The following is a 15,601-nucleotide window of genomic DNA, read 5'->3' as shown; positions in this document are numbered from 1 at the left end:
ATGAAAATCACCAAACTCACTACCTTCATCGTGCCGCCGCGCTGGTGCTTCCTCAAGATCGAAACCGACGAGGGCGTGACCGGGTGGGGCGAGCCCGTGGTCGAAGGCCGCGCCCACACCGTCGCTGCAGCCGTCGAGGAATTGTCCGACTACCTGATCGGCAAGGACCCACGCAACATCGAAGACATCTGGACAGTGCTTTATCGCGGCGGCTTCTACCGTGGCGGTGCCATCCACATGAGCGCGTTGGCCGGTATCGATCAAGCGCTGTGGGACATCAAGGGCAAGGCGCTGGGAGTGTCGGTCAGCGATCTGCTCGGTGGCCAGGTTCGGGACAAGATCCGAGTGTATTCCTGGATAGGCGGGGACCGGCCTGCGGACACCGCCCGTGCTGCGAAAGAAGCGGTGGGGCGTGGTTTCACCGCAGTGAAGATGAATGGCACCGAAGAACTGCAATTCCTCGACTCTTTCGAGAAAGTCGACCTGGCATTGGCTAACGTTGCTGCCGTGCGGGATGCGGTGGGGCCGAACGTCGGCATCGGCGTGGACTTCCATGGCCGGGTGCACAAGCCCATGGCCAAGGTGTTGATGAAAGAGCTGGATCCGTACAAGTTGATGTTTATCGAAGAGCCGGTGCTCAGCGAAAACTACGAAGCCTTGAAGGAACTGGCGCCGCTGACCAGCACCCCGATTGCCCTCGGCGAGCGCCTGTTCTCGCGCTGGGATTTCAAGCGCGTGCTCAGCGAAGGTTACGTCGACATCATCCAGCCGGATGCGTCCCATGCCGGCGGCATCACCGAGACCCGCAAAATCGCCAACATGGCCGAGGCCTACGACGTCGCCCTGGCGCTGCATTGCCCGTTGGGCCCGATCGCACTGGCCGCCTGCCTCCAGCTGGATGCGGTTTGCTACAACGCGTTCATCCAGGAGCAGAGCCTGGGTATCCATTACAACGAAAGCAACGATCTGCTGGATTACGTCAAGGATCCGCGGGTGTTCGACTATGACAAAGGCTTTGTGAAGATCCCGAACGGTCCGGGCCTGGGTATCGAGATCAACGAGGAGTACGTGATCGAGCGTGCAGCGGTCGGCCACCGCTGGCGCAACCCGATCTGGCGCCACGCCGATGGCAGCTTTGCCGAGTGGTGAGTTCTTCCTGACCCAAAAGATATCCATTGTGGGAGCGGGCTTGCTCGCGAAAGCGGCGTGTCATTCAGCGTCCATGTCGACTGACGCACCGTATTCGCGAGCAAGCCCGCTCCCACAGGGTTCAGCGCAAATTTCTAATTGACCTCAATAAACATAAGAAGAGGCCCCCCCATGCAACCGCAAACCCTCACCGGGCAGGCGTCGTTGGTGGCACCCAGCCGCAAGCGTTTTTTCATCATGGTGCTGCTGTTCATCACCGTGGTCATCAACTACCTGGACCGCAGCAACCTGTCGATCGCCGCCCCGGCGCTCACCAGCGAACTGGGGATCGACCCCATTCACGTCGGGCTGATCTTCTCCGCATTCGGCTGGACCTACGCGGCCATGCAAATTCCCGGCGGCTGGCTGGTGGATCGGGTGCCGCCGCGCATTCTCTACAGCGTTGCCCTGTTGTTGTGGTCGATCGCTACGGTGATGCTCGGCTTCGCCGCCAGCTTCATCGCGCTGTTCGTCTTGCGCATGGCGGTGGGTGCGCTGGAAGCGCCGGCGTATCCGATCAACAGCCGCGTGGTCACCACCTGGTTTCCCGAGCGCGAACGGGCGACGGCCATCGGCTTCTACACTTCCGGACAGTTCGTCGGCCTGGCGTTCCTGACACCGGTGCTGGCCTGGCTGCAGCACCAATACGGCTGGCACATGGTGTTCGTCAGCACCGGTGCCGTCGGCATTCTGTGGGCAGTGATCTGGTACGCGGTGTATCGCGAACCAAGGGACTTCAAGGGGGCCAATGCCGCCGAAATCGAACTGATCCGCGAAGGTGGCGGGCTGGTGGATATCCAGGCCGAACAAGCCAAGGTCAAGGCCAAGTTCAGCTGGACCGACCTCGGCATCGTGCTGACCAAACGCAAACTTTGGGGCATCTACCTGGGGCAGTTTTGCCTGAACTCGACGTTGTGGTTTTTCCTGACCTGGTTCCCGACCTACCTGGTGAAATATCGCGGCATGGACTTCATCAAGTCCGGCCTGCTGGCGTCGCTGCCGTTTCTTGCCGCTTTCGTCGGAGTGTTGTGCTCGGGGTTCTTCTCGGACTTGCTGATCCGTCGCGGCTACAGCGTCGGGTTCGCGCGCAAGTTGCCGATCATTGGCGGCCTGCTGATTTCGACCTCGATCATTGGTGCCAATTTCGTCGAGTCGACTCCGCTGGTCATCGCCTTCCTGGCGCTGGCATTCTTCGGTAACGGCCTGGCGTCAATCACCTGGTCGCTGGTCTCGACCCTGGCGCCGGCGCGGTTGCTCGGCTTGACCGGTGGGGTGTTCAATTTCATCGGCAACCTGTCGGCGATTACCACGCCAATTGTCATCGGCTTCCTGGCCACCGGTGATTCCTTTGCCCCGGCAATCACCTATATCTCGGTCCTGGCGCTGATCGGAGCACTTTCCTACGTGCTGCTGGTGGGCAAGGTCGAGCGTATCAAGTTGTAGTGACCGGCATCGGGCGACCATAATGCCGCCCGTTCACTCGCTCAACGGTAAAGGCTGGATATGCAGGAAGACTCCGCAAAAATTGCCAAGGACGCCGCGCCCACCGGCACCCAGACATTGCTTCGTGGCCTGGGCGTGGTCCAGGCCGTGGCCAGTGGCGCTCGCGATCTCAAGGAAATTGCCCGGATGATCGGGACCACGCGCAGCACCACTCATCGCCTGGCCAGCTGCCTGGTGGACGAGCGTTATCTGCGTGTGGTGCCGCAAGTCGGTTACCTGTTGGGGCCCAAGCTGATCGAGCTGGGTTTTCAGGCCCGCGAAGAACTGCCGTTGGTGACCCTGGCCGGGCCGTATCTGGACGAGTTGTCGGCCTTGACCGGCGACACCATTCACCTGGCGATTCGTGAGGGTGACGAGGTGCTATACCTGCACAAGAACCCGGGACGCAATGGTCCGGAAATGCGCTCGCGGGTTGGCCACCGCATGCCGCTGGCGCGCACCGGTATTGGCAAGGCGCTGATGCTCGATGACAGTCAGGAAGAATGGCAGCGGCTGTACGAAGTCAGCTTGCCGGCGGGTGGGAAAAATCTGTTCTGGCCGCAGCACCCGGAGCAATCCTGGGAGCAGTTTCAGCAGCGCATGCTTGAGTACGTGGCAGGCGGATATGCCTTCGATCTGGAAGACAACGAACCGTCGATCCGCTGTGTCGCGGCGCCTATTCGTGACGCCAGCAAGCGTATTGTTGCCGGCATCAGCATCGCCAGCACCGTGCCCTACATGCCGCTGGAAAAAATGGCCGAACTGATTCCCCTGATCAAAGGGGTCACAGCCCGGCTGTCGGCGGAGCTTGGGGCCAAGGTCTGATCAGACCTTCAGGGTGGCCATGTCGATCACGAAACGGTATTTCACGTCGCCGGCGATCATGCGAGCGTAAGCCTCGTTGATCTGGCGGATGTCGAGCATTTCGATGTCGCAGGTGATGCCGTGCTCGGCGCAGAAGTCCAGCACTTCCTGAGTCTCGGCAATACCGCCAATCAGCGAGCCGGCCAGCACTCGGCGGCTCATGACCAGCTTGCCGGCATGCACGGGTGGGTCGACCGGTTCGATCAGGCCTACCAGGATGTGCACTCCGTCAAAACGCAGGGTATCGAGGTAGGGGTTGAGGTCGTGCTGCACCGGAATGGTGTCCAGCAGGAAGTCGAAGTGTCCTGCAGCGGCCTTCATCTGTTCGGCATCGGTGGACACGATGACGTGGTCGGCGCCCTGGCGACGACCTTCTTCGGCCTTGCTCGCCGAGCGGGTGAACAGCGTCACTTCGGCGCCCATGGCCTTGGCGAACTTGATGCCCATGTGTCCCAGGCCGCCCATGCCGAGAATCCCGACCTTGTCGCCAGCCTTGACCCCGTAGTGCTTGAGCGGGGAATAGGTGGTGATGCCGGCGCAGAGGATCGGCGCGGCGCTGGCGAGGTCGAGCTTTTGCGGGATGCGCACCACGAAGTGCTCGCTGACCACGATGCTGTCGGAATAGCCGCCCATGGTGTTGCTGCCATCGACCCGGTCCGGGGTGGCGTAGGTCATGGTCGGACCTTCAAGGCAGTATTGCTCGAGGTTAGATTGGCAGGCTTCGCAACTGCGGCACGAATCAACCATGCAGCCGACACCGACCAGATCGCCGACTTTGTGCTTGGTGACATTCGCACCGACGGCGGTAACTTTGCCTACGATCTCGTGACCGGGCATCAACGGGTAGACCGCGATTCCCCACTCGTTGCGGGCCTGGTGGATGTCGGAATGGCAGACTCCGCAGTAGAGAATGTCGATGGCTACGTCATCAGCGCGAGGGCTGCGGCGTTCGAATTTCATCGGGGCGAGGGGAGTGGTGGCCGACTGGGCGGCATATCCGATAGCGGTGTACATGAGGAACCTCGCAAAAGCAGTGACAAGTGAGGCGATGCATTTTGGTCGCCGGGCCCGCCATCGGCCATGGTGATTCCTCCGGGTGTCATGCCTATTCCTCCGGCATCGGCGTACGTTTGATCAAATGGGCGGTCAGACCTGCGATGATGCTTTCATGCCCTTTTTCGAGATTTTTTTACATGTTGTTGACCCGTCATCTCGATGCCAATGCAGCCCTGGTTTCGCTGATCCAGCCGCTGACCACCCGTGATGGCTTCGCGCCCACTGCCTTGGCCGGTGTGCAGGTTTTGCGCGCCAGTTGTGACGTTGCCCGTGGCCCGCAGATATACGAGCCGAGCCTGGTGATCATCGCCCAAGGCAGCAAACTGGCGTATCTGGGGCCGCGCAGGCTGGAGTATGGCGCTGGGCATTATCTGATTCAGGCGTTGCCGGTGCCGTTTGAGTGCGAAACGTTTTCGGCGCCGGACGGGCCGATGCTGGGTGTTTCCATTGCCATCGATCGAGTGCTGCTCGGTGAGCTGGTGCTGGCCATGGGCTTGGCGCCGGGGCGGCATATTCCGGCGCAGACTCCAGAGTCCATGACTTCGGCGGTGCTCGATGATGCGATGCGCGGTTGTGTGGAGCGGTTGTTGCGCTGCCTGCACGATCCGCTGGAATGCCAGATCATGGGCCAGGCGCGGTTGCGTGAATTGTTGTTCGTTGCATTGCGTGGTCCGCAGGCCGATGTGCTGCGGGCGCTGGTGGAGCAACAAGGGCAATTTGCGCGGATCGCCGCCGCGCTCAGTCATCTGCATGCGCATTACACCGAGCCACTGAACGTCGAGACCCTGGCCAGTTGCGCGAACATGAGTGCGTCGACGTTTCACGAGCATTTCAAACGCAGCACGCTGTTATCGCCGGTGCAGTATCTCAAGCGCTTGCGCCTGCTCAGGGCCCAGGCGTTGCTGATGGCCGAAGGGCTGGGCGTGGCGCAGGTGGCGCATCGCGTGGGTTACCAGAGCACTTCCCAGTTCAGTCGCGAGTACAAACGTTACTTCGAGCGTAACCCCGGCGAAGAACGCGCCGCCTGATCCACCGCCAATCCCCTGTGGGAGCGGGCTTGCTCGCGAAGCGGTGTGTCAGTCGACTAGGTGGTGACTGATCCACCGCATTCGCGAGCAAGCCCGCTCCCACAGGGGACCTTCAGTGTTTTATAAATTGCAGGCAACAAAAAGGCCCCCATTCGGGAGCCTTGATGTTCAGGCGCAGGACTTACATGTTCGGGTAAGTCGGGCCGCCAGCACCTTCCGGCGCCACCCACGTGATGTTCTGCGCAGGGTCCTTGATGTCGCAGGTCTTGCAGTGAACACAGTTCTGGGCGTTGATCTGGAAGCGCTTCTCGCCGTCTTCCTTGGTTACCACCTCATATACGCCAGCCGGGCAGTAACGCTGGGCAGGCTCATCGTACAGCGGCAGGTTCTTGGCGATCGGAATACTTGGATCGGTCAGCTTCAGGTGGCACGGCTGCTCTTCTTCATGGTTGGTACCGGAGATGAACACCGAGCTCAGCTTGTCGAAGCTGATCTTGCCATCGGGTTTCGGGTAGTCGATCTTCTTGCAGTCGGCCGCCAGTTTCAGACACGCGTAATCCGGCTTGGTGTCGTGCAAGGTGAACGGCAGCTTGCCGCCAAAGATGTTCTGGTCCAGCCAGTTGAAACCACCACCCACGATAGCGCCGAACTTGTGGATCGCCGGGCCGAAGTTGCGGCTGGCGAACAGTTCTTCGTGCAGCCAGCTGTTCTTGAACGCGTCGACGTAGGAGGTCAGCTCTTCGGTGCCGTCTTTTTCGGCGAACAGTGCCTCGGCCACGGATTCAGCCGCGAGCATGCCGGACTTCATCGCGGTGTGGCTGCCCTTGATCTTGGCGAAGTTCAGGGTGCCGAGGTCGCAACCGATCAGCGCGCCGCCCTTGAAGACCATCTTCGGCAGCGAATTCAAGCCGCCTTTGCAGATGGCGCGAGCGCCGTAGCTGATGCGCTTGCCGCCTTCCAGGTACTGCTTGAGTACCGGGTGGTGCTTGAGGCGCTGGAATTCGTCGAACGGCGACAGGTAGGTGTTGCTGTAGGACAGGTCGACGATCAGGCCGACAACCACCTGGTTGTTTTCCAGGTGATAGAGGAACGAGCCACCGGTGTTCTCGGTGCCCATGATGTCCAGCGGCCAACCGGCGGTGTGGACCACCAGGCCTGGCTGATGCAAAGCCTCGTCGATTTCCCAGATTTCTTTCAGCCCGATGCCGTAGTGCTGGGCGTCGGCCTCGCTGTCGAGGTTGAAACGCTTGATCAGTTGCTTGCCGATGTGGCCACGGCAACCTTCGGCGAACAGCGTGTACTTGCCACGCAGTTCCATGCCTGGGGTGTACAGGCCTTCTTTCGGATGGCCTTCGCGGTCAACGCCCAGGTCACCGGTGATGATCCCGCGCACTACGCCGTTCTCGTCGAACAGCGCTTCCTGTGCAGCGAAGCCCGGGTAGATTTCCACGCCCAGGTTCTCGGCCTGCTGGGCCAGCCAGCGGCACAGGTTGCCCAGGGAGATGATGTAGTTGCCTTCGTTGTGCATGGTCTTGGGCACAAAGAAGTCAGGAATTTTCTGCGCGTTGTCGGCGTTCTTCAGGACAAAAATGTCGTCGCGCGTGACTGGGGTGTTCAGCGGCGCGCCCAGTTCTTTCCAGTCTGGGAACAATTCATTCAGGGCGCGGGGTTCGAAAATCGCGCCAGAGAGAATGTGTGCACCGACCTCGGAGCCTTTTTCGACCACGCAGACGCTGATTTCCTTACCGGCTTCAGCGGCTTTCTGCTTCAACCGGCAGGCGGCGGAAAGACCAGCGGGGCCGGCACCGACGATGACGACGTCGAATTCCATGTATTCGCGTTCCACAGGTTATCTCCTACTCAAGGCTCAACAGTTTTTTTTCTAATTGGAGGTTTGGTGTCGCATCCATGAATTTCTGCGCAATGCGCTGAACAGGACAATCGATTGACCACCTTTCTCTCTGGGTGGCGCATTATATCTACACCACTCTCAGCGTCCAATACAAACGTTTGTTTGAATTGGCTCAAACCCAGGTAAATCAAAGTCACGCGGCTTATGAACGGCCATTTTGCCGTATTGACCGGAATAGGTGTTCCGGTCAAGATACGGTCGGTTTTGCGCTCGCCGTAGGCTGACTGTTGGTTTCAAGAGCACCTCTAAAGACAGGGCGATGGCAGTAGAAGGTGATGCGCAGTGCGGGTTTGGCGCGCAGTTTACACGCCGCGATAATGAATGACTCGTCGGTCGCCACTGACGAACGGTCATCAGCATCATGAGCGATGGTCACTTGACACTTATGCCGGCGTTTTTAGAGGTGCCCTTGCGCCCGATGAGCATTATCCGCCAGGTTCGCCTAGGCGATTTTCTTTTCACCGGAGAGTAACGAGGAATCCATGAAGGTTCTTGTAGCTGTCAAACGCGTTGTGGATTACAACGTCAAGGTTCGCGTCAAGGCGGACAATTCCGGCGTCGACCTCGCCAACGTCAAGATGTCGATGAACCCATTCTGCGAAATCGCAGTGGAAGAAGCCGTACGCCTGAAAGAAAAAGGCGTTGCGACTGAAATCGTCGTCGTCTCCGTAGGCCCGTCCACCGCTCAGGAGCAACTGCGCACTGCGCTGGCTCTGGGTGCGGACCGCGCCATCCTCGTCGAATCCGCTGAAGATCTGACTTCCCTGGCCGTTGCCAAGCTGCTCAAGGCTGTTGTCGACAAGGAACAGCCTCAGCTGGTGATCCTTGGCAAACAAGCCATCGACAGCGACAACAACCAGACCGGCCAGATGCTGGCTGCACTGAGCGGTTACGGTCAGGGCACGTTCGCGTCCAAAGTCGAAATCAGCGGCGACAGCGTTGCTGTCACCCGCGAAATCGACGGCGGCGCGCAGACAGTTTCCCTGAAACTGCCGGCCATCGTCACCACCGACCTGCGTTTGAACGAGCCGCGCTACGCGTCCCTGCCAAACATCATGAAAGCCAAGAAGAAGCCTCTCGAAGTGCTGACTCCGGATGCTTTGGGCGTTTCCACCGCCTCCACCAACAAGACCGTGAAAGTCGAAGCGCCTGCTGCACGCAGCGCGGGTATCAAGGTCAAGTCGGTGGCTGAACTGGTCGAGAAACTGAAAAACGAAGCGAAGGTAATCTGATCATGACTATCTTGGTAATCGCTGAACACGACAACAAGGTAGTGGCTCCGGCCACCCTGAACACCGTGGCTGCCGCTGCCAAAATCGGCGGCGACATCCACGTTCTGGTTGCAGGCCAGGGCGCTGGCGCCGTGGCTGAAGCCGCTGCGAAAATCGCTGGCGTGGCTAAAGTGCTGCTGGCCGACAACGCTGCTTACGCGCATCAGCTGCCGGAAAACGTTGCTCCTCTGGTTGCAGAGCTGGGCGCTGGCTACAGCCACATCCTGGCTGCCGCCACTTCCAACGGCAAAAACATCCTGCCGCGCGTTGCCGCCCAGCTGGACGTTGACCAGATCTCCGAGATCATCTCGGTAGAAAGCGCTGACACCTTCAAGCGCCCAATCTACGCCGGTAACGCCATTGCCACCGTTCAGTCGAACGCGTCGGTAAAAGTGATCACCGTGCGGGCCACCGGTTTCGACCCGGTTGCTGCAGAAGGCGGTTCGGCGTCGGTTGAAACCGTTGCTGCTGCCCACGACGCTGGCACTTCCAGCTTCGTTGGCGAAGAGCTGGCCAAGTCCGATCGTCCGGAACTGACCGCTGCCAAGATCGTCGTTTCCGGCGGGCGTGGCATGCAGAACGGCGACAACTTCAAGCACCTGTACGCCCTGGCCGACAAGCTGGGCGCTGCCGTCGGCGCTTCCCGCGCTGCGGTCGACGCAGGTTTTGTACCCAACGACATGCAGGTCGGTCAGACCGGCAAGATCGTTGCTCCACAGCTGTACATCGCGGTCGGTATTTCCGGCGCGATCCAGCACCTGGCCGGCATGAAAGACTCCAAGGTGATCGTTGCGATCAACAAGGACGAAGAAGCGCCGATCTTCCAGGTGGCCGATTATGGCCTGGTGGCGGACTTGTTCGAAGCCATCCCTGAGCTGGAGAAGCTGGTCTAATCCAGCGGCTTCACTTATAAAGAGCCCGGCCTTATGGCCGGGTTTTTTTTTGGCTTTCCGTACGTTTTAGGGGACAGAGTTATGGGGCGAGTGTTCGGTTGGTTACTGCTGGGTTTGACGGTACTGCCAGCCCTGGCCAATGCCGCAGGCAAGTGCGAGCGCCTGGTGGTTACTGGCAGCCCTGATGCACCTCCCTATCTTTGGCAAGACCCCCAGGACCCCAAGCACCTGATCGGTGCCAGCGCCGATCTGTTGCAACAGGTGGCGGGGCAGTTGGGCGTCAAGGTTGAACTGCTGTATGCCGGCAAACGGGCCCAGGCGCTGGACGAAGTGCGCAGCGGCCGTATGGACCTGCTGGCCGATGCTCCGTTGACGTTCGCCGAGCTCGAGGCGCTGGATTACATTCATCCGCCATTGCTGGAAAACGACTACCTGGTCTGGACTCGCAAGGATTCGCCGCTGGTCTACAACGAAGTACCAGACCTTCATGGGCACCCCGGGGCGATATCGGAAAAAGCTCGATTGACTCCGCAGTTCGCTACCTACGCCGAGCAGCAATTGACCCTGGCCCGCACGCCCAGCCTGACCCAGGCGTTGCAGAAACTGCTGCTGGGTGAAGTGGAGTTCGTGTTGGCCGGACGTTATTCCGGCATGGCGGCTGCGCAGTCCTTGAGCATGGCCAATGACCTGGTCGCCCGGGGTGAACCGGTCGACAAACCCGGGCTGTACCTGGCTGTTTCCCACAACTCCGCCTGCAACGATCCGTGGTTGCGCGGACAGCTGGCGAAAAAGATGACAGAATTGCCCGCGTCCGGCCTGACGGAAGCCGCGTTGCAGCGCAATATCGAGCGCTGGAAACTGCAGCAGCAACAACCTGTCAGTACCCCAAAACAGTAGGGATTTTTAGTGAGTATTCGACCTCTTTTCGCTGCCCTGGCCGTTCTGGCTCTGGCGGGTTGTGCAGCCGATCCGGCGCCGAATGAACAGATGCGCCTGACCGAACAGGCGCTTGAACAGGCCAAGGCCGTGGGTGCTACCGCCGCCGACGTCCCGGAAATGAAACTGGCCGAAGACAAGTTCAACCGCGCCAAGGGCAGCATGAACGACCAGTCCTTCAAGAATGCGCGCATGCGCTCCGAACAGGCCGAGCTGGATGCGCGCCTGGCCGAAGCCCGGGTACTGACCCTCAAGAGCGAAGAGCAGTTGGATGTACTGAACACCCGCATCACCCGCCTGCGCAAGCAACTGGGGAATGCCCAATGAAGCTTGCGTCCAGAACCTTTGGTGGATTGATCCTGGTGGGCTGCGCCAGCCTTTATGGCTGCGCCGGGCAGCACAGCGAGACGGCGTTGCAAGAGGCCAGTGTCGACTTCCAGAAGGTCAAGGAAGATTCCAACGTGCTGCGCATTGCTCCCAAGGACGTGATTCGAGCGGGCGAGTCCCTGGCCCGGGCCGACCGTCTGTCCAGTTATTGGGGCAGTGGCTCGGATGTGTTGCATTACGCTTACTTGAGCCGGCGCTACAGTGAAATCGCTCGGGAGCACACCAAACAGGTGCTCAACGAGGAGCGCGCCGCCAAGCTCGAACTGGAACGCCAGCGGCTGCAACTGGCCCTGCGCGAATCCAAGTTGCTCAGCGTGCAACAGCAGGGCAAGTGGCTTGAAGAACAGATCGTCGCGCTGGCCACCACCCAGACCGACCGTGGCCTGGTCATGACCTTGGGTGACGTGTTGTTCGACACCGGCGAAGCCGAGCTGAAAAGCTCCGCCAACCGCGTGGTGTTGAAGATCGTGCAATTCCTGCAACTCAATCCCAAGCGCGTGGTACGCATCGAGGGTTACACCGACAGTACCGGTGGCAAGCAGGAAAACCTCAAATTGTCCCGGGATCGCGCGCAGTCCGTGGCCGACGTGCTGATGGACCTTGGCATCGATGACAAACGCATCAAGGTTGAAGGTTATGGCGATGAGTACCCGGTCGACGTGAATGCCTCGGAGCGGGGGCGGGCACAGAACCGTCGCGTCGAAATTGTGTTCTCCGACGAAAAAGGCCAACTCGGCGCCGCCCGCTAACTGACCCCCAATAGAAACCCGGCACTGCCGGGTTTTTTTACGCCTGCCAACTCGCCCACAAAGCAGTACAGTTTTTACTGACACTGCACTGTACGGTCGACTATTGTGGCAACTGTCCCCGTACACTTCTAAACTGTTCCGGTATTGTTTCACACAAGAATAAAATGCCCGTGAAATCGAGTGCTGCGTCATGACCAATCTCTTGCTGTACCAACGTATTGCTCAACAACTGGCCGAAGACATCCGCCGTGGTGTCTATCAACCGGGGGAGCGCGTGCCTTCGGTGCGCAAGATGAGTTCGCAGCTCAACGTCAGTCATGCCACCGTGCTGCAGGCGTACGCTAATCTCGAGGATCAGGGGCTGATTCGTGCCCGACCGCAGTCGGGTTATTACGTGCACCAGACCCCGGCCTTGACGGCGCCGACCCCGGATATCGCCAGGGTCGAGCGCCCAGGCCTGGTGACGCGCAGCAGCATCATTCAGCAGGTGCTGGTCGAGTCCCGGCGTGAAGGGGTGTTTCCCCTTGGCGCTGCGGTACCGAGCGTCGATTATCTGCCGGTACGCGCGCTGCACCAGCAGCTGGCGAAGGTCACGCGCTTCCACAGTCCTCGGGCCTTCAGCTACATGTTCAGCCCGGGATTCGAACCGTTGCGGCGTCAGGTGGCGATCCGCATGCGTGATGCCGGGGTAGTGGTCGACCCTTCGGAGGTGGTGATCACCCACGGTTGCGTCGATGCGCTGCAGATGTCCCTGCGCGTATTGACCCGGCCGGGCGACCTGATCGCCGCCGAGTCGCCGACCTACTATGGTCTGCTGCAACTGGCAGACCTGCTGGGCCTGAAAGTCATCGAAATCCCCAGTGATCCCGCCACGGGCATGAGCCTGGAAGCCCTGCAGCTGGCCGCCAACCAGTGGTCAATCAAGGCATTGGTGCTGACCACGCGCCTGAGCAATCCCTTGGGCGGAACCATGCCCGAAGAGCGGCAGAAGCAACTACTGCGCCTGGCGTCGGACTTCGATATCCAGATCGTGGAAGACGATATCTATGGCGAACTGATGTTCGAACAGGGCCGCACCAAGGCGCTCAAGGCCTATGATCGGCTGGATCGGGTGATCTATTGCTCAAGCTTCTCCAAGACCCTGTCGCCCGGGGTACGCATCGGCTGGATGATTGCCGGCAAGTACCAGCAGGAAATCCAGCGCCTGCAGACCTTCAGCACCCATTCAGCCTGCAGCGTCACCCAGATGGGCATTGCCGCTTATCTGGAAAACGGCGGCTACGATCGGCACTTGCGCTACATCCGCCAGGAATATCGCAAGAACCTCAGCGCCTTCCAGCTGGCCGTGCAGCAGCACTTCCCGGAAGGCACGCAGATGACCCGGCCCACGGGTGGTTTCATTCTTTGGGTCAGCCTGCCGGGGCGAGTAAACACTCAGGAGCTGCACGTGCGGGCGTTGCAGCAGGGGATCAGCATTGCTCCGGGCCTGATTTTCAGCAACACCGAGCAATTCAACCACTGTATCCGTCTGAACTGTGGCATCCCCTGGAACCGTGAAGCCGAGCGCGCCTTGATGACGCTGGGCATGCTTGCCACCCAGCTTTGCCAGGAGACGGCGGCCGGTTTCTGACGAGACGGGCAGGTTATTCCTGTCCGCGCTTGTCTTGTGTCGCCTAACAGGCGAGCATATGGCCCTCTGCCGTCAGTGTTGCTGGGTCCATGAAACCGATTTTCCCCGCCGTGTGGTTGTCGTTTTGCCTGCTGATGGCTGTTCAGGCACAAGGGGCGATGGCGGCCCCGACTCAGGAAACGCCGTCGGCCAGCACTCCCGCGAGCACGTCGGCCCCGGCGAAAAAGACCACTACGGTCAAAAAGACTGCGCCAGCTAAAAAGAGCAGCAAACCGGTCAAAAAACGCGCGCCGATTGCTTCCAAGTCCAAATCCGCCAAGGAAATAGCGAAAACTGCGCTACCGTCGGCCAAACTCGACCTGAGCCTGCCCAAGGACATGGTTGAGGAGCTGGATCCGGTCGGCACGGTGCCGCTGCCCAAGCACGATGACTTACTGCCGCAAATGTTTGGCGACAAGACTGGCAGCAGTCCTTTCCAGCTAAACGGCCGCCTGCTCAGCAATGAAATGCAGCTGCAGTTGCGCAATGAAGAGCGGCGCGACGTCGAGGGTGCCGCGCTGGAATTCGAATTCAAGCAGTGATGTTGTCCTGGTTGTGACCCCGAGCCAGGACGCTTTGTCGGAGACTGGTCAGTCACGCTCATTTGTTGGAAAAACCTCATCCGGTTTAATTTAAAACAACTGTTTTAGCGGTTACTCTGTGCCTTGTCTTTTTACACATCGCCCGTCGCGAGGAGCTCGTCGTCATGAAATGCCGTGAGGGTTGTGGCGCCTGTTGCATTGCCCCTTCCATCAGTTCACCGATCCCCGGGATGCCCCACGGCAAACCTGCGGGAGAACGTTGCCTGCAACTTTCTGTCGAAAACCTGTGCAACATTTTCGGTAAACCGGAGCGCCCGGCCGTTTGTTCGGCATTTGCGGCCGATCCCGATGTTTGCGGCAACAGCAGTGAAGAGGCCATCAGGTTGATTGGCTGGTGGGAGCAAATGACGGCGGCGTGATGTGTTCTACGGTCGGAACTTCAACAATAAGGAATAACATTATGGGTTCGCTGCATCGTTTGGCTGTGCTGTGTGGTTTCACCGTTTTGCTGGCGACTTCGGTCCAGGCCGAAGATTGGAAAGTCGCCAAGAACGAGGACGGTATCAAGGTGTCCTTGAGCGAAGTGGCCGGTTCCGATTACAAGGCTTACCAGGGCATCACCCTGATGAAAACCACCATGGCCAAGCTGCGCGCCTTGCAAGAGGATGTGGCGGGTGCCTGTGCCTGGATTCATGAATGCAAGATGCAGAAACTGCTCAAGCATGAAGGTGACCAGAGCTGGACTTACTCCCAATTCAATACCCCGTGGCCGGTCACTCCGCGGGATTCTGTAATGCACATCACTACCGTCGAAGGTGCCGATGGCAGCCTGACCCGCAAGCTCGAAGGCGTGCCCAAGTACCTTCCCGAGGAAAAGGGTTTTGTGCGGGTGACCAAGGTCGATGGCTTCTGGAAGTTCGTGCCCAAGGGCGACCAGGTTGAAGTGACTTACCAGGTGCACACCGAGCCGGGCGGTAGCGTGCCTTCCATGGTGGCCAACAAGTTTGTGGTGGATGCGCCGTTTAATACGTTGAAGGCGTTGAAGGCGCTGGCGGAGAAGTGATTTCGCTGGGGGGCGCGTTGGAGCTGTGTAGGAGCTGTGTAGGAGCTGTCGAGTGAAACGAGGCTGCGATCTTTTGATCTGATCTTCGTGTACATATCCGTTTCTGCGGTAATGGCTTCTAACGGTTCCGCTCTTACAGCGGGTTACTTGGAAAGCGCCAAGTAACCAAACGCTTTGTGCCCCACCACTCGGCACCTCGCTTAGGCTCGGTGTGCCCTCACTCCGGCATTGCTCCGCGGGTCGCTGCGATGGGCCATCCCTGGCCCAGCGCAGCTAAACCGGCATCCTTGCCGGTTTACCCGCTGCGCAATGCCTGCGTTCGGCCATCGTGGTTAACGGGCGTCCGCGATCAACAACCGGGCCGAGGCGGCCTGAAAGCCGACCTGACGGCTAGTTCGGCTTTGCATCGGCGGAGTTATGTGAAGGCGAATTTTTGGCACAACCAAAATCCCCTGTAGGAGCCCGGCTTGCCGGCGATGGCGATCTCGCGGACGCCATCGCCGGCAAGCCAGGCTCCTACAGGGGCGTGTTTATTCAGTAAGTATGCGTAATCGTTTACGT

At 59.6% G+C, this 15,601-nt stretch carries 15 protein-coding genes; 13 read left to right on the top strand and 2 right to left on the bottom strand.

Annotation, left to right across the window (positions count from 1 at the left end; translation table 11 throughout):
* The 3 genes from dgoD to ORL50_RS24245 all read left to right on the top strand — a co-directional run bounded on the left by dgoD (position 1) and on the right by ORL50_RS24245 (position 3,495).
* Entirely contained in the window at positions 1–1,149 is a 1,149-nt protein-coding gene (gene dgoD, locus ORL50_RS24255) for a galactonate dehydratase (RefSeq protein ID WP_122839154.1), read from the top strand.
* 171 nt (positions 1,150–1,320) lie between these two features.
* Positions 1,321–2,631, top strand: a complete 1,311-nt coding sequence (locus ORL50_RS24250) for an MFS transporter (RefSeq protein ID WP_266018713.1) — start codon at positions 1,321–1,323, stop codon at positions 2,629–2,631.
* 60 nt (positions 2,632–2,691) lie between these two features.
* Positions 2,692–3,495 carry an IclR family transcriptional regulator gene (locus ORL50_RS24245; RefSeq protein WP_266018711.1) on the top strand — a complete coding sequence of 268 codons (804 nt, stop codon included), beginning with the start codon at positions 2,692–2,694 and terminating at the stop codon, positions 3,493–3,495.
* Here ORL50_RS24245 and ORL50_RS24240 read toward each other — a convergent pair whose 3' ends face one another.
* The gene (locus ORL50_RS24240) at positions 3,496–4,548 is read right to left on the bottom strand and encodes an NAD(P)-dependent alcohol dehydrogenase (RefSeq protein ID WP_266018709.1); all 1,053 of its coding nucleotides are present in this window, start codon (positions 4,546–4,548) and stop codon (positions 3,496–3,498) included.
* Between the two features lie 179 nt (positions 4,549–4,727).
* On the opposite strand from ORL50_RS24240, the gene ORL50_RS24235 reads away from it, so the two are divergent.
* Positions 4,728–5,618 (top strand): AraC family transcriptional regulator, encoded by an 891-nt coding sequence (locus ORL50_RS24235; protein WP_266018707.1) that lies wholly within the window; start codon positions 4,728–4,730, stop codon positions 5,616–5,618.
* A 181-nt stretch (positions 5,619–5,799) separates the two neighbouring features.
* Here the strand turns inward: ORL50_RS24235 and ORL50_RS24230 are convergent, their stop codons facing one another.
* Positions 5,800–7,464, bottom strand: coding sequence for an electron transfer flavoprotein-ubiquinone oxidoreductase (locus tag ORL50_RS24230; RefSeq protein ID WP_266018706.1), 1,665 nt, complete (start codon positions 7,462–7,464; stop codon positions 5,800–5,802).
* A gap of 548 nt (positions 7,465–8,012) precedes the next feature.
* Between ORL50_RS24230 and ORL50_RS24225 the strand changes: the two genes are divergently transcribed.
* The 9 genes from ORL50_RS24225 (at position 8,013) to ORL50_RS24185 (ending at position 15,040) form a co-directional block, all read left to right on the top strand.
* Positions 8,013–8,762, top strand: a complete 750-nt coding sequence (locus ORL50_RS24225) for an electron transfer flavoprotein subunit beta/FixA family protein (RefSeq protein WP_007987229.1) — start codon at positions 8,013–8,015, stop codon at positions 8,760–8,762.
* 2 nt (positions 8,763–8,764) lie between these two features.
* Positions 8,765–9,694 carry an electron transfer flavoprotein subunit alpha/FixB family protein gene (locus tag ORL50_RS24220; protein ID WP_266018700.1) on the top strand — a complete coding sequence of 310 codons (930 nt, stop codon included), beginning with the start codon at positions 8,765–8,767 and terminating at the stop codon, positions 9,692–9,694.
* Between the two features lie 81 nt (positions 9,695–9,775).
* Complete coding sequence (locus tag ORL50_RS24215; RefSeq protein ID WP_266018698.1) at positions 9,776–10,591, top strand: substrate-binding periplasmic protein; 816 nt, start codon at positions 9,776–9,778, stop codon at positions 10,589–10,591.
* 9 nt (positions 10,592–10,600) lie between these two features.
* On the top strand, positions 10,601–10,957 hold the full coding sequence (locus ORL50_RS24210) for a DUF4398 domain-containing protein (protein WP_266018697.1): 357 nt from the start codon (positions 10,601–10,603) through the stop codon (positions 10,955–10,957).
* Positions 10,954–11,766: an OmpA family protein gene (locus ORL50_RS24205; RefSeq protein ID WP_266018695.1), complete on the top strand. Its 813-nt coding sequence runs from the start codon at positions 10,954–10,956 to the stop codon at positions 11,764–11,766. The genes ORL50_RS24210 and ORL50_RS24205 overlap by 4 nt, the downstream gene beginning before the upstream one ends.
* Positions 11,767–11,956: 190 nt before the next feature.
* A complete protein-coding gene (locus ORL50_RS24200; RefSeq protein WP_266018693.1) occupies positions 11,957–13,396 on the top strand; it encodes an aminotransferase-like domain-containing protein in 1,440 nt (479 codons plus the stop codon).
* 89 nt (positions 13,397–13,485) lie between these two features.
* Positions 13,486–13,977, top strand: a complete 492-nt coding sequence (locus tag ORL50_RS24195) for a translation initiation factor 2 (protein ID WP_266018692.1) — start codon at positions 13,486–13,488, stop codon at positions 13,975–13,977.
* 164 nt (positions 13,978–14,141) lie between these two features.
* Complete coding sequence (locus ORL50_RS24190; protein WP_266018690.1) at positions 14,142–14,396, top strand: YkgJ family cysteine cluster protein; 255 nt, start codon at positions 14,142–14,144, stop codon at positions 14,394–14,396.
* A gap of 41 nt (positions 14,397–14,437) precedes the next feature.
* Positions 14,438–15,040: an START domain-containing protein gene (locus tag ORL50_RS24185; RefSeq protein ID WP_266018688.1), complete on the top strand. Its 603-nt coding sequence runs from the start codon at positions 14,438–14,440 to the stop codon at positions 15,038–15,040.
* Positions 15,041–15,601: the final 561 nt, after the last annotated feature.

This window comes from Pseudomonas sp. RIT-562 (assembly GCF_026241895.1).
In the GTDB taxonomy this organism is placed as follows: Bacteria; Pseudomonadota; Gammaproteobacteria; order Pseudomonadales; family Pseudomonadaceae; genus Aquipseudomonas; species Aquipseudomonas mandelii_F.
This window is presented reverse-complemented; position numbering and strand designations above follow the sequence as displayed.

Bases quoted from the DNA above. Each gene is read 5' to 3' on its own strand.
- dgoD (WP_122839154.1), top strand. From the start codon at position 1: ATGAAAATCACCAAACTCACTACCTTCATCGTGCCGCCGCGCTGGTGC.
- ORL50_RS24250 (WP_266018713.1), top strand. From the start codon at position 1,321: ATGCAACCGCAAACCCTCACCGGGCAGGCGTCGTTGGTGGCACCCAGC.
- ORL50_RS24245 (WP_266018711.1), top strand. From the start codon at position 2,692: ATGCAGGAAGACTCCGCAAAAATTGCCAAGGACGCCGCGCCCACCGGC.
- ORL50_RS24240 (WP_266018709.1), bottom strand. From the start codon at position 4,548: ATGTACACCGCTATCGGATATGCCGCCCAGTCGGCCACCACTCCCCTC.
- ORL50_RS24235 (WP_266018707.1), top strand. From the start codon at position 4,728: ATGTTGTTGACCCGTCATCTCGATGCCAATGCAGCCCTGGTTTCGCTG.
- ORL50_RS24225 (WP_007987229.1), top strand. From the start codon at position 8,013: ATGAAGGTTCTTGTAGCTGTCAAACGCGTTGTGGATTACAACGTCAAG.
- ORL50_RS24220 (WP_266018700.1), top strand. From the start codon at position 8,765: ATGACTATCTTGGTAATCGCTGAACACGACAACAAGGTAGTGGCTCCG.
- ORL50_RS24215 (WP_266018698.1), top strand. From the start codon at position 9,776: ATGGGGCGAGTGTTCGGTTGGTTACTGCTGGGTTTGACGGTACTGCCA.
- ORL50_RS24205 (WP_266018695.1), top strand. From the start codon at position 10,954: ATGAAGCTTGCGTCCAGAACCTTTGGTGGATTGATCCTGGTGGGCTGC.
- ORL50_RS24200 (WP_266018693.1), top strand. From the start codon at position 11,957: ATGACCAATCTCTTGCTGTACCAACGTATTGCTCAACAACTGGCCGAA.
- ORL50_RS24195 (WP_266018692.1), top strand. From the start codon at position 13,486: ATGAAACCGATTTTCCCCGCCGTGTGGTTGTCGTTTTGCCTGCTGATG.
- ORL50_RS24190 (WP_266018690.1), top strand. From the start codon at position 14,142: ATGAAATGCCGTGAGGGTTGTGGCGCCTGTTGCATTGCCCCTTCCATC.
- ORL50_RS24185 (WP_266018688.1), top strand. From the start codon at position 14,438: ATGGGTTCGCTGCATCGTTTGGCTGTGCTGTGTGGTTTCACCGTTTTG.